This window comes from Enhydrobacter sp. (assembly GCF_030246845.1).
Lineage (GTDB): Bacteria > Pseudomonadota > Alphaproteobacteria > Reyranellales > Reyranellaceae > Reyranella.
In genome coordinates, this window is the sequence record NZ_CP126889.1 from 3,791,487 (window position 1) to 3,807,043 (window position 15,557).

A 15,557-nucleotide genomic window follows, 5' to 3' on the forward strand; every position below is an offset into this window, starting at 1 on the left:
TGCACCGCCGCCGGCAGCTCAGCTCGTCTTCATCGCCAGCAGGTCGTAGCTGACGACATCGCCCTTCTTGATCTGGCCCGAGATGTCGAGCGGCGTCGGCGTCACCATGATGTTGGTGAAGTTCAACGAGAGGCTTTCCGTCGGATTATCGCCGCCCGAACTCAGGGAATAGCCGCTGATCCCGCAATCCTTGAGCTCGAAGGTCAGGAATGTCTCGACCTTGTTCTTGGTGGTCGTGGTCATCTTGATCTCGACCTTGGTGTCGAAGTTCCCGGCTACCGAGTCCTGGTAGAGCTTGGCGGACGAGGTGTCGAACGTCTTGGTGACGACGATCTCGCTGATGCTCGGGGCCGAACTCTCGCGCGTGGCACCGCCGGCGCCGCTGCTGACCCCTCGTCCCACTCCGAATTGAAACGAGTGCAGCTCGATCCAGTTCTTGAACCCTTCCGTCGTTACGCTGCCATTGATGGAACCGAATTTCATGTAGATCGCCACGGCCAGCCTCCAGCTTCAGAAGCGTTTAGACACTATCAACAACTTTGCGGTCTGTTAATGGTGAAGAAGAACAACCCATCCGGCTTGACTGCGGCATGGACGCTGCGGATCGCTTCGCCGTCGGCCAGGCGGGCGAGCACTTCCGCCGACAGCTCGGGCAGCAGGGTGCGCGTCAGGATGTTCTCGACATTGCGCGCCCCCGAGCTGCCTTCGGTGCAGCGCGCCGCGATCCGGTCGACCAGCTCCGGTGCCCAATCGAACGTCGCGCGGTAGGTGTCGAGGACACGCGTGCGAATCCGCTCGAGCTGCATGGCCACGATCTGGCGAATTATTGCATCGGGAAGGGGAAAATAGGGCACCAGCGTCACCCGCCCGAGGAAGGCGGGCTTGAAGAACTTCGTCAGCTCGGGCCGCAGCGCCTCGGCCAGGCCAGCGGCGTCCGGGGCGGTCTCGGGATCGGCGAACAGCTTGGTGATGAGATCCGTGCCCGCGTTGCTCGTCATGATGAGGACGGTGTTCTTGAAATCGATGTCGCGGCCCTCGCCGTCCTTCATGTTGCCCTTGTCGAACACCGAGTAGAACACGTCCTGGACGCCGGGATGGGCTTTTTCCATCTCGTCCAGCAACACCACGCTGTAGGGCCGTCGCCGGACCGCCTCGGTCAGGACGCCGCCTTCGCCGTAGCCGACATAGCCCGGAGGGCTGCCCATCAGCAGGCTGACTTTGTGCTCCTCCTTGAACTCCGCCATGTTGATCGTGGTGACGTTCTGCTCGCCGCCGTAGAGGAGCTGGGCGAGGGTGAGCGCGGTTTCCGTCTTGCCCACGCCGGACGTGCCGACCAGCAGGAAGACGCCGATTGGCCGGCGGGCATCGGTCAGGCCCGCCCGGCTGGTGCGGATCGCCTGCGCGATGGCCTCCATGGCATGGCTCTGGCCGATGACGCGGCGTTCCATGGCCTCGCGCAGATTGAGCACGGTGCGGATCTCATCGGCCTGCATGCGGCGGGCCGGGATTCCCGTCCAGCCTTCGACGATCTCGGCGATCGCCTGGCCGTCGACCACCGGAAAGATGAGCGGCTGCTCGCCCTGCAGCGCGCGCAGGCGCGTCGAGAGCGCGGCGAGCTTTGCGCGTTCGGCCTTGCCGTCGATGGGCGCGGCGCCGTCGCCGCCTCCGGATGCGGCGGCGTCGATGGCGCGCCGTACCGCGTCGAGCTCGGCGACGACGGCGCGTTCGGTCTCCCAGCGCTTTTGCAGGCCGGTCAGTTCCTCGGCCGTGCGTGCCCGCTCGGCGGTCAGTGCCTCGCGCCGCGCGGCGAGGTCGGCGCCCTCCGAGATCTCGCGCTCGACGATCTTCAGTTCGGCGTCGAGCAGGCCGATGCGGCGCTGGCGGTCCTCGATCGGCGCCGGAACCGCATTCTGGCTCATCGCCACGCGGGCGCAGGCGGTGTCGATCAGGCTGACCGCCTTGTCCGGCAACTGGCGCGCGGGAATGTAGCGGGCCGACAGCCGCACCGCCTCGCTGACCGCCTCGTCGAGGATGCGCACTTTGTGGTGAAGCTCGAGCGTCGGCACGAGGCCCCGGATCATGGCGGTCGCCATCTTCTCGGTGGGTTCCTCGATCTTGACCGGCTGGAAGCGGCGGGTGAGTGCGGCGTCCTTCTCGAAGTACTTCTTGTACTCGGCCCAGGTCGTCGCGGCGATGGTGCGCAGCTCGCCGCGGGCGAGGGCTGGCTTCAGGAGATTGGCGGCGTCGTTCTGGCCGGCCGCGCCGCCGGCGCCGATCAGCGTGTGCGCCTCGTCGATGAACAGGACGATCGGCTTGGCGCTCGCCCTGGTCTCCTCGATCACCGACTTCAGCCGATTCTCGAATTCTCCCTTCACGCCGGCACCGGCCTGCAGCAGGCCGAGATCGAGCGTGCGCAAGGTCACGTCGCGCAGCGCCGGCGGCACATCGCCTTCGGCGATGCGCAAGGCGAGCCCTTCGACGACGGCGGTCTTGCCGACGCCCGCCTCGCCGGTGAGGATCGGATTGTTCTGCCGGCGACGGGTGAGGATGTCGACCATCTGCCGGATCTCGAAGTCGCGACCGACGATCGGGTCGATCTTGCCGCCTCTGGCCTGGGCAGTGAGGTCGATCGTGAACTGGTCCAGGGCGGCAGAGCCGCCCGGCCGGGCTTCTCCTCCGCCGGTGGCCGCCGCTTCCGAACCGACCGCCTGGCTCGTGGCCTGCGCCGCCTCGGCCGTATTGGCGCAAAGCGCGAGGTAGTCGGCCTTCAGAGCGTCGGGCGGAATGCGCGCAAGATGGGCCGACGACTCCCGTGCGCGGCGGGCCAGCATCTCGTCGGCCAGCAAGGCCCAGAGCAGATGGCCCGACCGCACGCGGCTCGCGCCTTGCTCGACCGAGGCCAGCAGCCAGGCTTCCTTGACGATGTCCACGATGTCGGGCGAGAGCGCGGGCGCCCGCGCGTTGCCGGTCTTGAGGCGATCGAGCGACCGGTTGAGGTCGGCCAGCAGGCGGGCCGGCTCGATCTCCCACTTGCGCAGGATGGCGGCGATGTCGGTGTCGGGGCGATCGAGCAGGCCGATCAGAAGATGCTCGATCTCGACATTGTAGTGGGTCCGCAGCGAGGTGATCCCGGCCGCTGCTTCCAGGGCGCGACGGCAGACGTCGTTCAAACGTCCGATCAGCGGCTTCAGCTCTATCGCGCGCACGTAGTTCTTGATGCCTCCGAGGGCGGCGCACCGGCTCCCCGCTGAACTATCCTGCAACGTCCGTGCGGTCGACAAGAGGAATCGGCTGTTCCATCGAGCTCCAGCGTCGATCTTGACCCTTTTTCAAGGCGCAACATGAGGTAGAATCGGCGGCAGCGTCCCTTCGATACACGAGACCGGTGCATGGCGGCCGAGACCAACGTAGACGCCAAGCAGAACGAGCACCGCGGCACCCTCGCCGCGGGCACGCGCTTGCGCAACTACGAGCTGGTTTCCATCCTCGGCCACGGCGGCTTCGGCATCACCTACTACGCACGGGACACGACGCTCGGCCGGGAAGTGGCGGTGAAGGAGTATCTGCCGACGTCGCTGGCGCTGCGCGAGGACGGCTCGATGGTCGTGCCGCGCTCGACGCAGCTTGCCGAGGATTTCACGTGGGGGCGCGACCGTTTCCTCGAGGAGGCCCGCATCCTGGCGACCCTGGAGGGCGTGCCGTCCATTGTGCGCGTCTACGATTTCCTCGAAGCCAACGGGACCGCGTACATGGTGATGGGGCTGGCGCGCGGCGACACGCTCGATCAGCGCCTGAAGAGCGTGGGCAAGCTGCCGGCGGCCACCGTCGAGCGCCTGCTCGAGCGTTTGCTCGACGGGCTCGAGCAAGTTCACAAGGCCGGCTTCCTGCATCGCGACGTCAAGCCGGCCAATATCATCCTCGACGCCGAGGACAGGCCGACGCTGATCGACTTCGGCGCCTCGCGGGCGGCGATGGCGGACCGCACCGCGGCGATGACGGCGATCTTCACGCCGCGCTATGCCGCCGCCGAGCAGCTCACGTCGGACAAGCAGGGACCGTGGACGGATATCTATGGCGTCTCTGCGACCGCCTATCACGCGATCACGGGCCACGCGCCGCCCAGCTCCCTGGAGCGCGCGCTGAACGATACTTATGAGCCTTTGACGAAGCTTTCGCCGCCCGGCTTCCCGCCCGGCCTGCTGCAAGGGATCGATGCCGGCCTGGCGGTGCGGCCAAAGGATCGTCCGCAGTCGATTGCCGCCTGGCGCGCTCTTCTCTTCCCGACGAACGCGTTGGCCGGCGATTCGACGGTAGTCGCGGCGCGGCCGAAGGCTCCTGTCGCGACCGAGACGACGGCGCCGGCGACTTCGTCGCCAACTCCTGAAGAGCCGTCGCAAACCGACGGGTCCGGGCGACGGCGGCTGTCTGGTGCGAATCGTATTGCGCTCTATTCGGCGGCGATGGTGGCGGCGCTTGTCGTGGCGGCGGGCGGATATCTTGCCTTCGCGCCCAACGCGCCGCCGGCGACGCCCGCTCCGCAGGCGAAGGCGGATCGGGTCGACGAGGCCGCCAAGGCGCGGTCGGAGGTCGAGGCTCGGCAGAAGGCGGAAGCCCAGCAGAAGGCCGAGGCCGACGCCCGACAGAAGGCACAGGCGGAGGCCGAACGGGCCGCAGCCGCCGAGGCGCAGCAAAAGGCCGCCGAGGCGGCCCGACAGAAGGCCGAAGCGGACGCCCGGCAGCAGGCGCAGGCGGAGGCGGAGCGACAGGCGGCGGCCGCTGCCCAACGGAAAGCGGCTGCTGACGCCCAACAGAAAGCAGCCGCGGAGGCTCAACAGAAAGCAGCCGCGGAGGCTCAACAGAAAGCGGCTGCGGACGCTCAACAGAAAGCGGCCGCTGAAGCCCAGCAGAAGATGGCTGCCGAGGCCGGGCAAAAGGCGGAGGACGAGGCGAGGCGCAAGGCGGAAGCCGATGCCTGGCAGAAGAAGGAGGCCGAGGCCATGAAGAAGGCGGAGGCCGAGGCCAGGCAGAAGGCCGAAGCGGATGCCGCGGCGCAAAAGACGGCGGAAGCGGCGGAGACGGCGCTGGGGCTCACGGCCGGCGATCGGCAGCGGATCCAGGTCGCGTTGACCTCGCTCGGCTTCGACACCCACGGTGCCGATGGTGTCTTCGGCCCGCGTTCACGCGAGATGATCCTCGCCTGGCAGCGTGCGCGCGGCCAGCCTGCAACCAGCTTCCTGACCGCCGCCCAGAAGCAGGCCCTGCTCACGGAAGCGGCGCCGGCGCTGGCCAAGTACGACCAGGATCAACGCAAGGCCGACGAAGCGCGGCGGCGGGACGAGGCGGCGGCAAGAGCGCGAAGCGTCGCCCCGCCGGCGCCTTCCGGCGGCGTTGCCTGCCAGGATGCGTCGGGCAGGCGCATCGACTTTCCGAACGTCACCTCCTGTCCCTATGGGCTGAGGCCTTTGCGCTAGGGGAGATTGCAGACTTGAGTCGGAAAAAGCCCGGTCACCGGCGCGGGAGCCTCGCGACGATCCTTTTCGTGCTGATTGCATTGTGTGCCGGTCGGGCGGGGCTCGCCGAGGAAGCGTGGGTCTTTGCGAGCGAGATCCCTTGCAGCAGCGCGCCGGTCTACGGATTGCCGTTCAACCAGTGCTGGATCTCGAACGTGCGGTCGTTTCGCATGGGCAACGTCCAGAGCTGGCGGCTGCTCTATGCCGATTCGAAAAGCGAATCGGAGGTGGGCCTGTACAGCATCGTGGCGGCGCGCGGATCGGGCGGGCTGCCGCCGGTCGCGCCGGGCGCAGGCATGATCGACTGGATCCGCACGGCCGACGCGCTGAAGAACGTCACGGCGGGCGGCACAGGCTGGGCGATGAGCGGTGGCGCCGCGCGGCAGCCCTATCTCACCTTCCAGAAACCCGGACGGCAGTGCCTGGCCTTCGTGCGCAACGGACCCGGGCAGCGATGGCTTCTCGGCGCCGCCTTCTGCCGCGAGGCCGCAACGGCCATTTCCGCGGACGAAGCCGCCTTCATCGCCGACGCCATCCAGGTGCGGCAGTAGGAGACGAGTCACTTCCGCCCGACGATGTTCCTCTTGAACTGCGGGATCGTCACGGTCGCGTAGTTGCGGAACACGTCTTCCGACAGCGTCGAGATCTTGCCCCAGGGCCGTCGCACGAAGCCGCCGTAGGTGATGATGAACGTGCGCAGGTCGCCGATGCGGACGGTCTGGACCGTTCGGCGCTGGGCAACGCCCGCGGCGATCCAATCCTCGTTGGTGGGTGGGACGCTGCCCAGCACGATCATCTGCTCGCGACCGCTCTGGATCATGCGCCGCCAATCCAGGGGATTGGCGCTGCCCTGCAGGTAACCCACGACGTCCGGCGGGCTTCCCGGCGGATAGTAGGCAAGGAGAGCCACGCGCAGTTGCTGAAACCAATCCATCGATGCCCCCTCCGGTGCTTCGGGGACCGCCAGCGCAGTCCGCGAGGCGACTCGCTTTGGTTCGAGGCCGCCAGATCGCCGGACAGGTCGCGTCGGGTTCCCAGCGGACGCTACCAGCCCCAGAGCAGCCGTCGTGCCACCCAGCCGCGCAATCCGCCTTCACGCCGTACCTTGACCCAGCCGCTCTTGCGCTCGAGCGTCCGCAGCACCTCGCCATAGTCCAGCTTGGCGAGAATACGGCTGCGCGTCGTCGGCCGACTGCGCAAGTTCGCGATCTTGACCTTCACGATATGATAGGGCGTCCCGCCGGTCAGGGGCCGATAGATCCATCCGCGATCGTTCTCGAAATCCCGGACTTCGAGCCAGTCACCGCGTCGGCCGATCACCTCGAGCGGATAGCCTCGGCCCAACAGCCAGTCCGCGGAATACTGCTTGCCCGGTCCTTTGCGCAGATTCACCTCCTCGCCGGAGACGCTCACCATCTGCTGCGCGAAGGCCCGCGGCGCGGCCAGCAGAAGGAGAGAGGACAGAAGGCCTGCCGCGAACCAGAGAAGATAGGACATTCAATGATTTCCTTTCGCCGAAAAACGAGAAGTGGCCGGATAGCGGCGCGCGTTGTCGACCCGACCACCCATTGGCGCAGGAAACTCCATTCTTCAAGCCGGACGCCGACGACTACAGAACCATCGCGCCCGTCACGAAGGCAATGACAAGGAAAATGACGAAGAGCGCGATGGCGATGAAGAACAGCACCTTCGCGATGCCCGCGGCGGCCGCGGAAATCCCGCCGAAGCCCAGAAATCCCGTGACTATGGAGATGACGAAAAAGATAAGGGCCCACTTCAGCATGGCTCGGTCCTCGTCATTGACTGGGGTCGTTCGGGGCGCGAAGGCCGGCGACTCGACGCGTCGAAGTAACCCGCCATCGCCCGCGCAGGTTCCCGCCGGCCGGCTCGATCACAGGTCGCTCTGGCGGCTCAGGGGCTTGCCTTGAGCTTGCGATACCGTCGGATCAGCGCGTTGGTCGAGCTGTCGTGCTCGAGTTTGGGGTCTTTCGTGCTCTCGAGCTCGGGGATGATCCGCTGGGCGAGCACCTTGCCGAGCTCGACGCCCCACTGGTCGAAGGAATCGATCTGCCAGATCGTGCCCTGGGTGAAGACGCTGTGCTCGTAGAGGGCGACCAGCTTGCCCAGCGCGGCCGGCGACAGGGCATCCAGCAGAAGGGTGTTCGAGGGCCGATTGCCTTCGCAGATCCGGTGCGGCACGAGCCAGTCGGGCGTGCCTTCCGCCCGGACCTGCTCGGCCGTCTTGCCGAACGCCAGAGCCTCGGCCTGGGCAAAGACGTTGGCCAGAAGCATGTCATGGTGGCGGCCCAGCGGGTTGAGCGGCCGGGCGAAGGCGATGAAATCGCAGGGGATGAGCCGGGTGCCCTGATGGATCAGCTGATAGAAGGAGTGCTGGCCATTGGTGCCCGGCTCGCCCCAGTAGATCGGTGCGGTGTCGTAGTCGACGCGGACGCCGTCCGCGGTCACGTGCTTGCCGTTGCTCTCCATCGTGAGCTGCTGCAGATAGGCCGGAAAGCGCTTGAGGTACTGCTCGTAGGGCAGGACGGCGACCGTCTGGGCGCCGAAGAAATTGTCGTACCAGATGGCGAGCAGGCCCATCAGGACGGGCAGGTTGCGCTCGAACGGCGCGGTGCGGAAATGCTCGTCCATCTCGTGGAAGCCGGCCAGCATGGCGCGAAAATTTTCCGGACCGATGGCGAGCATGGTCGAAAGGCCGATGGCCGAGTCCATCGAATAGCGCCCGCCGACCCAATCCCAGAAGCCGAACATGTTTGCGGTATCGATGCCGAACTTGGCCACCTCGTCGGCGTTGGTCGACACGGCGACGAAATGCCGGGCGATGGCGGCTTGTGTGCCGCCGAGGCGGCCCAGCAGCCAGCCGCGCGCCGTATGGGCGTTGGTCATGGTCTCGAGCGTGGTGAAGGTCTTGGACGAGACGATGAACAGGGTCTCGTCGGCATCGAGGTCGCGCACCGCCTCGGCGAAGTCCGTGCCGTCGATGTTGGAGACGAAACGGAAGGTCAGGCTCCGGTCGCTGTAGTGCTTCAGCGCCTCGTAGGCCATGACCGGGCCGAGATCCGAGCCGCCGATGCCGATGTTGACGACGTTGCGGATGCGCTTGCCGGTATGGCCTTTCCACTCGCCGCTGCGGACTCGCCCGGCGAAGTCCGACATCTTGTCCAGCACGGCATGGACCTCGCGCACCACGTCCTGGCCGTCGACAAGTATGCGGGCGCCGCGCGGCGCTCGCAGCGCAATGTGCAGCGCCGCCCGCTTCTCCGACACGTTGATCTTGTCGCCGCGGAACATCGCGTCGATGCGGCCGCGGAGCCCGGACTGTTCGGCAAGCTGGAGCAGCAGCTCCAGCGTTTGGTTCGTGATGCGATTCTTGGAATAGTCCAGATAGATCCCCGCGGCCTCGGCCGTCATTCGCTCGCCGCGCGCGGCATCTTCGGCGAAGAGCTGCCGGAGATGCTGGCCTTCCAGCTGCTTGTGATGTGCTTGCAGGGCGGTCCAGGCGGGCAGCTTGGTCAGGGCGGACTTGGTGGTCATGGTCGTTCCTTCATGGACTCGGGCGCGGGGGTCGCCGCCTATCGTAGACGCCAGGGAAGATGCCGCCCAGAGGCTGCCGGTCGTCCCTCCCGCGGCGAATGGAGCCTCCTCCCGGGGAATTCGTCACGAAGAGAGGCGGGGCGCGGCTTTGGCGATGCCAGGTCGGGTTCGAAGGGCAAACGGCCGATGCGCGTTGCGCGCCGCGGCGTCCCACATCAGACGGGGATCGAAGGCTTCGGCGGCGATGATCGTCAAGATGACCACGGCGCAGAAGGCGACCGCCCCGACACCAGGCTCGATGGTGGCGATCACACCGAACTGCACGAGCGCGCCCAGCAGGGATTCCATGAAAATGTCGACCATCGACCATCGGCCGATCCAGGCAACGACGTAGTAAAGGTGTGTGCGCTGACGCAGCAGGAGGTTGGCGCCGGCCTCGGTGCTCACCAGCATGGTGGCCGCCAGCATGAGAGCGAGCCCGATCAGCTTGAATATCGGCACGAGGATGCTGGCGAAGAACACCAGCAACGCCAACGGATATAGCTGCGAGGCGAGCAGCTCCTCGACGCCGCCCAGGATTGTGCTGGGCGCGCCGGCGCCAGCCTGGACGACGCTCAGCACCGGGTAGTAGTTGGCCGGGATGTACAGAATGGCGCCGGCGATCACGAAGGCCCAGGTCCGGTTCAGGCTGTCAGGCTTGCGTGCATGCAATGCCGAGCCGCATCGCGGGCAGCGTGCGCCGTGACCGGCCGGGACGCTTACCAGCCCGCAGGCCTCGCAGCCTACGGCGCCGGGCCGGAAGGCGAGGGGCCGCGGCTCCGTCATCGGCGCGTGGGTCTGGCCGGTACGCTCGATCGCCTCCCACACCGCATTGGGCTCGAGCACGGTATCCGCCCACACGACGACGACCGTCAGGAGACCCAGCGCATAGACGGCGGGTCCGATGTCCATGTGCACCATATCGCCGAGCTTGGTGTAGGCGACGAAGACGCCGAGCAGCAGCACTTCCAGCATCGACCAGGTGCCGATCCTGCGAACGAACAGAAAGACTCCGCGCAGGTTCGGCGGCGGACTGCGCAGCTTGAGGCCCGTCAGTACGTAGATGGCGCCGGCGAATTTGACGAGCGGAGCGAGGCCAGTGGTGAAGACCACCGCGAGGGCCAGCGGCCACAGGCCCTGACGCACCAGTTCGAGCGGACCGGAGACCAGCGACGTCTCATGCACGATGCCCGCAGTCGAGACCTTCATCAGCATCGCCGTCCACACGATCACATAGAGGACGAGGGCGGCAAAGTTGAGAGCGAGGCCGCGGTCGAGCGGGTCGCGACGCGTGCGTCGCAGCAAGCTGCCGCATCGCAGGCACTGCGAGCGCATATCGGGACCGAGTTCGGGCACGACCTGGAACAGGCCGCAGCCCATGCATTCGCGCAATTCGGGACGGGTCACGACGTAAGCAGGGAAGCAAGGCCATCCGTCAACTCGGCCACGGCATCGCTGATGGCGGCGACCTGCCCGGCGACATTGGACGTCGGCGGATGCTTGACGATATGGAAGCTGCGCGCCGCTGAGCGCGTCGGGCGGTTGAACTCGACCGCCGCCTGGGCCAGCAGCTCGAGCTCGCCGGACGAGTCGAGATCGAGCCGCTGGATATTGACCGCCAGCACGGCATTCGGGTCGGCCGAGATGGCGCCGCCCTCGGCATAGATGCGGCTGGCCGGCAGGCGCTGCGACAGGCCGAGCACGAGCACGCGACTGAGCATCGTCGCGAGACTCTCGCCCCACCAGTCGTTCGACATCACGCCGAGCCTGTAAGCCTCGGACGACCGCACGATCTCCTTGCGGTCGAGATAGCCCGCCAGCCCGATGTCGTGGAGCAGCACGACCCCGGGGCCGCCGGTCAGCACCGGCCCCGGCTTCATCGGTATGGAATAGAGCACAGGCTCCGGCGACGAGCAGGCGGCGACCAGGGCGGGCAGGGCGAGCCGGACGAGCGGCCGGCGACCGAAAGTCATCCAGCTATTCCTTTCCAGAACCGGGGCGGCCCTTGATCAGAGCTTCGGGATGGCGCGCCAGAAGGTCGGTCAAGGCGCGCAGCGAACGCGCCGTGTCGTTGAGCTGCGGCAGCAAGCGATCGATCTCCCGGCTGAACCGTGACTCGCTGCCGTAGGCGGTGTTCATCGAAGCGACCAGACGGTTGGCCTGGGCAAGCGTGCTGTCGAGCTTGTTGGCGATGTCCGGCAGGCGGGCAAGGGCTGGAGAGGCGTCGGCATCGAGCTTGCGTGCGACGGCCTGCGCATCCGCCATGGTGGCCTCGAGCGAGGCCAGCGTCCTCTTCAGCTGCGGTCCGTTGACCAGCTCGTCCACGCCCTTCGTCGCGTCCGCGAGGCGCGCGCCGATGGCCTGGAAATCGATGCGATTGATCTTGGACAAAAGCTCGGCCGCCGAGCGTGTGACGGTGTCGAAACCGCCGGCCTGCGCCGACGGTACGACAAAGACGTCGCCTTCGCGCCCGAGTTCGGCCGGCGGCGCGCCGGCGACATATTCGATGGCAACGACCTTCTGGCCGCTGATCAGGCTTTCCGACTGGAGCGTGGCACGGAAGCCGCGCTTGACCATATCGGCGGCGACAGCGCCAAGCGGCACGTTCGACGCCTTTTCCGCCGACGCCACGCCGGCGATGCGCTCGGCTTCGATCTGGTAGTGAACCGGCACGACGATCCGGTCGATCTTCGGGTCGTAGACGAGGCCCACATCGGTGACCTCGCCGATCTTCAGCCCGTGCAGCGTGACATCGGCGCCGACCTCCAGGCCGGCGACCGATCCCTGGAAGATCGACATCATGCTGAGGCGCCGTCCGAAGCCCGCGGCCTTCGCCGCGTCATGGTTCGGATAAAGTGGAAAGCCGTGGTCGGCGGCACTGACCGGAGCCGTGGTGTCGGGCTTGGTATCGAAGGCAATACCTCCCAGCAGCACGGCCTTGACCGACTCCATCTGCAGCTGAAGGCCGTTCGGCCCCATCTTCAACGACAGGCCGGAAGCGTTCCAGAACAGCGAATCGTCGTGCACATACTTGTCGAATGGCTCGCGCACGAACACGTGCACTGTGACCTTGCGCGCCATGTGTCCCAGGTCCCAGCCGAGAACGGTGCCGACCTCGATGTCGCGATAGAACACCGGGGAGCCCAGGCTGATCGAGCCAACCCGGTTGGTCTCGAGCCTGAAGACGGTGCCCGGCGCCGAGACCGGCAGCACCGGCGGATTGGCGCTGCCGTGGAAATGCCGCTGCACCTTGCCCTTCTCGGTCGAAGGAAGCATCCCGATATAGGAGCCGGACAGCAGCGTATCGAGGCCGGAGATGCGGCCGGCGAACAGCTGAGGCTTCACCACCCAGAAGATCGTCTTGTCACTGAGCAGCGGCTCCGCCTCGCGCGTCGTCTCGACCGTGACGACGACCTGCGAGAAATCCGGGGTCACGGCGATCGACTTCACCGTACCCATTGTGACGTCCTTGAACTTGAGCTGCGACTGCCCCGGCTGCAGGCCGTCGGCCGAGTCGAAGGTGATCGTGATGGTGGGTCCACGCTTGGAGAATGTGTCCCAGGCGAGCCAGGCGGCGATCAGGGCGGTGATGACCGGGACGATCCAAATCAGCGGTATGCGCCGCGCCTGACGACTGACCGCCGCCGGAACGGCTTCCGCTTCCCGACGTGTATCCATGTTTGTCCAGCTGGGACTTTCGCGAAGGACGCTGGCCAAGGACCAGATACTGTAAGCCTAGCACAAAAGCCCTGAAATAATTAGCTTTTTAGTCCCCGAAGGTTGCCTTGCGTGCGCATTGTGGGAGCGGCCGAGTTGACGGTGCAAAGATCGACCTAGGCTTGCATGCCCTGGGATTGGAGGTCCGTCTGGTGAGGATATCCGGCTGCGAGTCTGTCTTCAGCCCGGGCGCGTGACCGGCGCCTCACCTTGATCTCGGCATTGCTGCCATCCAGACTCCTCCGATCTTGAACGGCGGGTATCCGCACGTTCTCCGCTTCCTCTTCAGCAGATAGAAGCCGAAAGGCACCATGAAGCATGCGCCCGTGATGGCGTATCCCCAGAGCAGCCCCACCGGTCCGAACCACCGCCCCAAGGTGAGGTTTGCGGCGAACAGCAACGCCGCACCGCTCAGGCTTGCCGGAAGATAGGGATCGCCGCCATGAGCCCGGAGATACGAGACGATCGTGAGATTGGAGTGCCAAATCAGTACCCCGAGCAGGAGAATGACCACCTGATCGAATGGCAGCACTCGCGTGCCGATTTGAAGGCCAAGTTTCTGGAGCAGAAGCACACTGAGACCGACGCCGAGGGCGCCCAGTACGCAGATCGCCATCGAGATCAAGGACGTGGACAGAAGAAGGCCGTCGAGTTCTCGGATGGATCGCATCGCCGCAAGGCGGCTGAACTCGGGAAAGCGGGTGACGACGATCGCGCCGGCGATCGACGACACGGCGGCGGCGAGTTGCCAGGTAATGCCGAGCTGGCCTGCTATCACGGCTCCGTGCATGACATACATCAGGGGTATCACTGTGTAGAAGCTGACGTATTCGGCGATGCTCGAGAGCGCCAGCCGCCATTGGGCCGGGAAGACTTCAGAAAGCCAATCGATCTTGGCGATGACGGCGCCGGGATGTAGCGCTCGCACGACCAGCTTGCCCTGTGAGAAGATAAAGAAGGTGGTCCAAACCAGGCTGCAGGCCAGGGCAATGCTGATGGACCACAGCTCAAGGCCGAGCAGAATGAACAGCCAAAGCACGACACTGTTCACGAAGCTCCGCACCATGCGGCAAAAGTAAACGGATCTCACCTGACCAGCGCCCTCGAGCGGGAACAGCAAGCCGGACAGTGCGACATCCAGGCCTACGAGCCAGCTGAGCGCGACCCACGGCGGCAGCCACTCGATCATAGGAAGGCCATTGTTGGCTCCGAGCAGAAAGGTGCCGCCCAGGCAGAGCAGCCCGCCGACGACCAAGCCGGCGCCCGCGAACCACTTGGCGGCGAACCGGATGAAGCCTGCGACCCGTGGCGAGACGGGGTCCGCCGGATTGGTGGCGAGCGGCGACAACTGCGCGACTTTGACGATGATCACCTGACCAAGGCCCAACTCCGCGACGGTGCGGGCAGCCGCCAAGCTCATGAAGGTGAAGAAGTAACCTTGGGCATACGGAGAGAAGTGGGTTGCAAGGACGACAATCGTCACCGGTCCGGTCAGAACGAGCCATAACCTGCCGATGATGCCGTAGATCGCCGCCAAGTGGGGGCACAGCAATCCCCGGATGCGGTCAACGATCGTTTGGGCTTCCGCGTTCATGGTCTCTCGGCCGCCTGCGTACGCCGAGGGGCCTTTTGCGGGGCAATCCGGGGACCCGTGAGGCGGCGGAACAGGGCTTCCCACTGGTTCAGGATCTCGTCCGGAGCGAAACGGCCCACCGATTCCCGCCCGGCCCGTGCCAATCGGGCCCGCAGGACGTCATCCTTGACGAGGCTTCGGATCGCCCTCGACAGGGCCGGAACGTCGCCCGGGGGCACCAGTATCCCGGATACGCCGGGAGTTACGATCTCGCGCGGGCCGAAATCGCAGTCGAAGCTGACTACAGGCAGCTCGGCGGACATCGCCTCGACCAGAACCAGCCCAAACCCCTCGCTATCCGACGACAGGGCGAACAGGTCGCACTGCCGAAACAGGGCGCGCGGGTTGCTTACGCGTCCAGGCAGGGCGATCCGATGCTCCAGCCCGAGTGACGCAACCAGGCGGGTCAGCTCCTTGCGCAGGGAGCCTTCGCCCACGATGAGCAGCTTCCAGCCGGCGCAGTCCTTTTCGACAAGGTGAAACGCCTTGATCAGCCGATCGAAACCTTTCTCGGGCTCCAATCGCCCCATCCCGACGATGTGCCGAGCATCCTCCGCCAGGAAACCGAAGGCTTCCCGGCGAGGGGCGCAGGTTGGCGGCAGGAAGTTGTAGATCACGCTGAGCTTGTTCGCTCCGAGCCAGGCGTATTGTCGGGCAAGACCTTTGCTTACGACCACGACCTGCGCCATGCGCGGGTAGAGGAGCCGACGCAACGTGCGCCACAAGGCTTGCACCGGTGCATCGTTGAGCGCGGCGACGTTGTGTTCAGTGGCCACCACGGGCACGCCCAGGCCGAGCAATGCCAGCAGGCAGATGATGTTGGTTCGGGTCAGGTAGGAAACGACCACGTCGGGCCGGAGTCGACGGACTTCTGCTCGCAGGCGCACGATGCGTCGGAGATTGTTCAGGATGCCCCGCAGGCGGTTCCCCGACTGGCCCGCTACGCCGAGAGCGATTCTGGAAAGGCGGGCCGACACAGGATACGCGTCGGACGTCTCGCTCTCGAAGGTGAGCACGGTCACTTCGTGACCACGCGCGGCCAGAAGGGCTGCCGTGTCGAGTAGCGCCCGCTCTGCACCGCCGCCGGCGAGCGAAGCGGCGACCAT

Annotated in this window: 13 protein-coding genes; 2 read left to right on the top strand and 11 right to left on the bottom strand. The window is 66.1% G+C overall.

The annotated features are described in order from the left end of the window. Positions 1 to 18: 18 nt before the first annotated feature. Both OJF58_RS18960 and tssH read right to left on the bottom strand, forming a co-directional pair. Positions 19 to 495 carry a type VI secretion system tube protein Hcp gene (locus OJF58_RS18960; protein ID WP_300779313.1) on the bottom strand — a complete coding sequence of 159 codons (477 nt, stop codon included), beginning with the start codon at positions 493 to 495 and terminating at the stop codon, positions 19 to 21. 35 nt (positions 496 to 530) lie between these two features. Further along, the gene (gene tssH, locus OJF58_RS18965; protein WP_300779314.1) at positions 531 to 3,206 is read right to left on the bottom strand and encodes a type VI secretion system ATPase TssH; all 2,676 of its coding nucleotides are present in this window, start codon (positions 3,204 to 3,206) and stop codon (positions 531 to 533) included. A gap of 183 nt (positions 3,207 to 3,389) precedes the next feature. On the opposite strand from tssH, the gene OJF58_RS18970 reads away from it, so the two are divergent. Further along, positions 3,390 to 5,471, top strand: coding sequence for a protein kinase (locus OJF58_RS18970; protein ID WP_300779315.1), 2,082 nt, complete (start codon positions 3,390 to 3,392; stop codon positions 5,469 to 5,471). Between the two features lie 68 nt (positions 5,472 to 5,539). Beyond that, the gene (locus tag OJF58_RS18975; protein ID WP_300779316.1) at positions 5,540 to 6,061 is read left to right on the top strand and encodes a hypothetical protein; all 522 of its coding nucleotides are present in this window, start codon (positions 5,540 to 5,542) and stop codon (positions 6,059 to 6,061) included. Between the two features lie 8 nt (positions 6,062 to 6,069). Here the strand turns inward: OJF58_RS18975 and OJF58_RS18980 are convergent, their stop codons facing one another. From OJF58_RS18980 to OJF58_RS19020, 9 genes are all read right to left on the bottom strand, one after another. Continuing rightward, positions 6,070 to 6,444: a hypothetical protein gene (locus OJF58_RS18980; RefSeq protein WP_300779317.1), complete on the bottom strand. Its 375-nt coding sequence runs from the start codon at positions 6,442 to 6,444 to the stop codon at positions 6,070 to 6,072. A gap of 110 nt (positions 6,445 to 6,554) precedes the next feature. After that, positions 6,555 to 7,007, bottom strand: coding sequence for an SH3 domain-containing protein (locus OJF58_RS18985; protein ID WP_300779318.1), 453 nt, complete (start codon positions 7,005 to 7,007; stop codon positions 6,555 to 6,557). A 112-nt stretch (positions 7,008 to 7,119) separates the two neighbouring features. Further along, entirely contained in the window at positions 7,120 to 7,293 is a 174-nt protein-coding gene (locus OJF58_RS18990; RefSeq protein WP_300779319.1) for a DUF1328 family protein, read from the bottom strand. Between the two features lie 128 nt (positions 7,294 to 7,421). Then, entirely contained in the window at positions 7,422 to 9,062 is a 1,641-nt protein-coding gene (gene pgi / locus OJF58_RS18995; protein WP_300779320.1) for a glucose-6-phosphate isomerase, read from the bottom strand. 123 nt (positions 9,063 to 9,185) lie between these two features. After that, positions 9,186 to 10,508 (bottom strand): paraquat-inducible protein A, encoded by a 1,323-nt coding sequence (locus OJF58_RS19000; RefSeq protein ID WP_300779321.1) that lies wholly within the window; start codon positions 10,506 to 10,508, stop codon positions 9,186 to 9,188. Next, entirely contained in the window at positions 10,505 to 11,074 is a 570-nt protein-coding gene (locus OJF58_RS19005) for a PqiC family protein (protein ID WP_300779322.1), read from the bottom strand. The genes OJF58_RS19000 and OJF58_RS19005 overlap by 4 nt, the downstream gene beginning before the upstream one ends. 4 nt (positions 11,075 to 11,078) lie before the next feature. Next, a complete protein-coding gene (locus OJF58_RS19010) occupies positions 11,079 to 12,779 on the bottom strand; it encodes an MlaD family protein (RefSeq protein ID WP_300779323.1) in 1,701 nt (566 codons plus the stop codon). Positions 12,780 to 13,023: 244 nt separating this feature from the next. Then, the gene (locus OJF58_RS19015; RefSeq protein WP_300779324.1) at positions 13,024 to 14,412 is read right to left on the bottom strand and encodes a hypothetical protein; all 1,389 of its coding nucleotides are present in this window, start codon (positions 14,410 to 14,412) and stop codon (positions 13,024 to 13,026) included. Further along, positions 14,409 to 15,557 (bottom strand): glycosyltransferase family 4 protein, encoded by a 1,149-nt coding sequence (locus tag OJF58_RS19020; RefSeq protein ID WP_300779325.1) that lies wholly within the window; start codon positions 15,555 to 15,557, stop codon positions 14,409 to 14,411. Before OJF58_RS19020 ends, OJF58_RS19015 begins: the two co-directional genes overlap by 4 nt.

What these genes read in the sequence shown, in the direction of transcription:
- OJF58_RS18970 (WP_300779315.1), top strand. Translation starts at nt 3,390, where the DNA reads ATGGCGGCCGAGACCAACGTAGACGCCAAGCAGAACGAGCACCGCGGC.
- OJF58_RS18980 (WP_300779317.1), bottom strand. Translation starts at nt 6,444, where the DNA reads ATGGATTGGTTTCAGCAACTGCGCGTGGCTCTCCTTGCCTACTATCCG.
- OJF58_RS18985 (WP_300779318.1), bottom strand. Translation starts at nt 7,007, where the DNA reads ATGTCCTATCTTCTCTGGTTCGCGGCAGGCCTTCTGTCCTCTCTCCTT.
- OJF58_RS18990 (WP_300779319.1), bottom strand. Translation starts at nt 7,293, where the DNA reads ATGCTGAAGTGGGCCCTTATCTTTTTCGTCATCTCCATAGTCACGGGA.
- pgi (WP_300779320.1), bottom strand. Translation starts at nt 9,062, where the DNA reads ATGACCACCAAGTCCGCCCTGACCAAGCTGCCCGCCTGGACCGCCCTG.
- OJF58_RS19005 (WP_300779322.1), bottom strand. Translation starts at nt 11,074, where the DNA reads ATGACTTTCGGTCGCCGGCCGCTCGTCCGGCTCGCCCTGCCCGCCCTG.
- OJF58_RS19010 (WP_300779323.1), bottom strand. Translation starts at nt 12,779, where the DNA reads ATGGATACACGTCGGGAAGCGGAAGCCGTTCCGGCGGCGGTCAGTCGT.
- OJF58_RS19015 (WP_300779324.1), bottom strand. Translation starts at nt 14,412, where the DNA reads ATGAACGCGGAAGCCCAAACGATCGTTGACCGCATCCGGGGATTGCTG.
- OJF58_RS19020 (WP_300779325.1), bottom strand. Translation starts at nt 15,557, where the DNA reads ATGGTCGCCGCTTCGCTCGCCGGCGGCGGTGCAGAGCGGGCGCTACTC.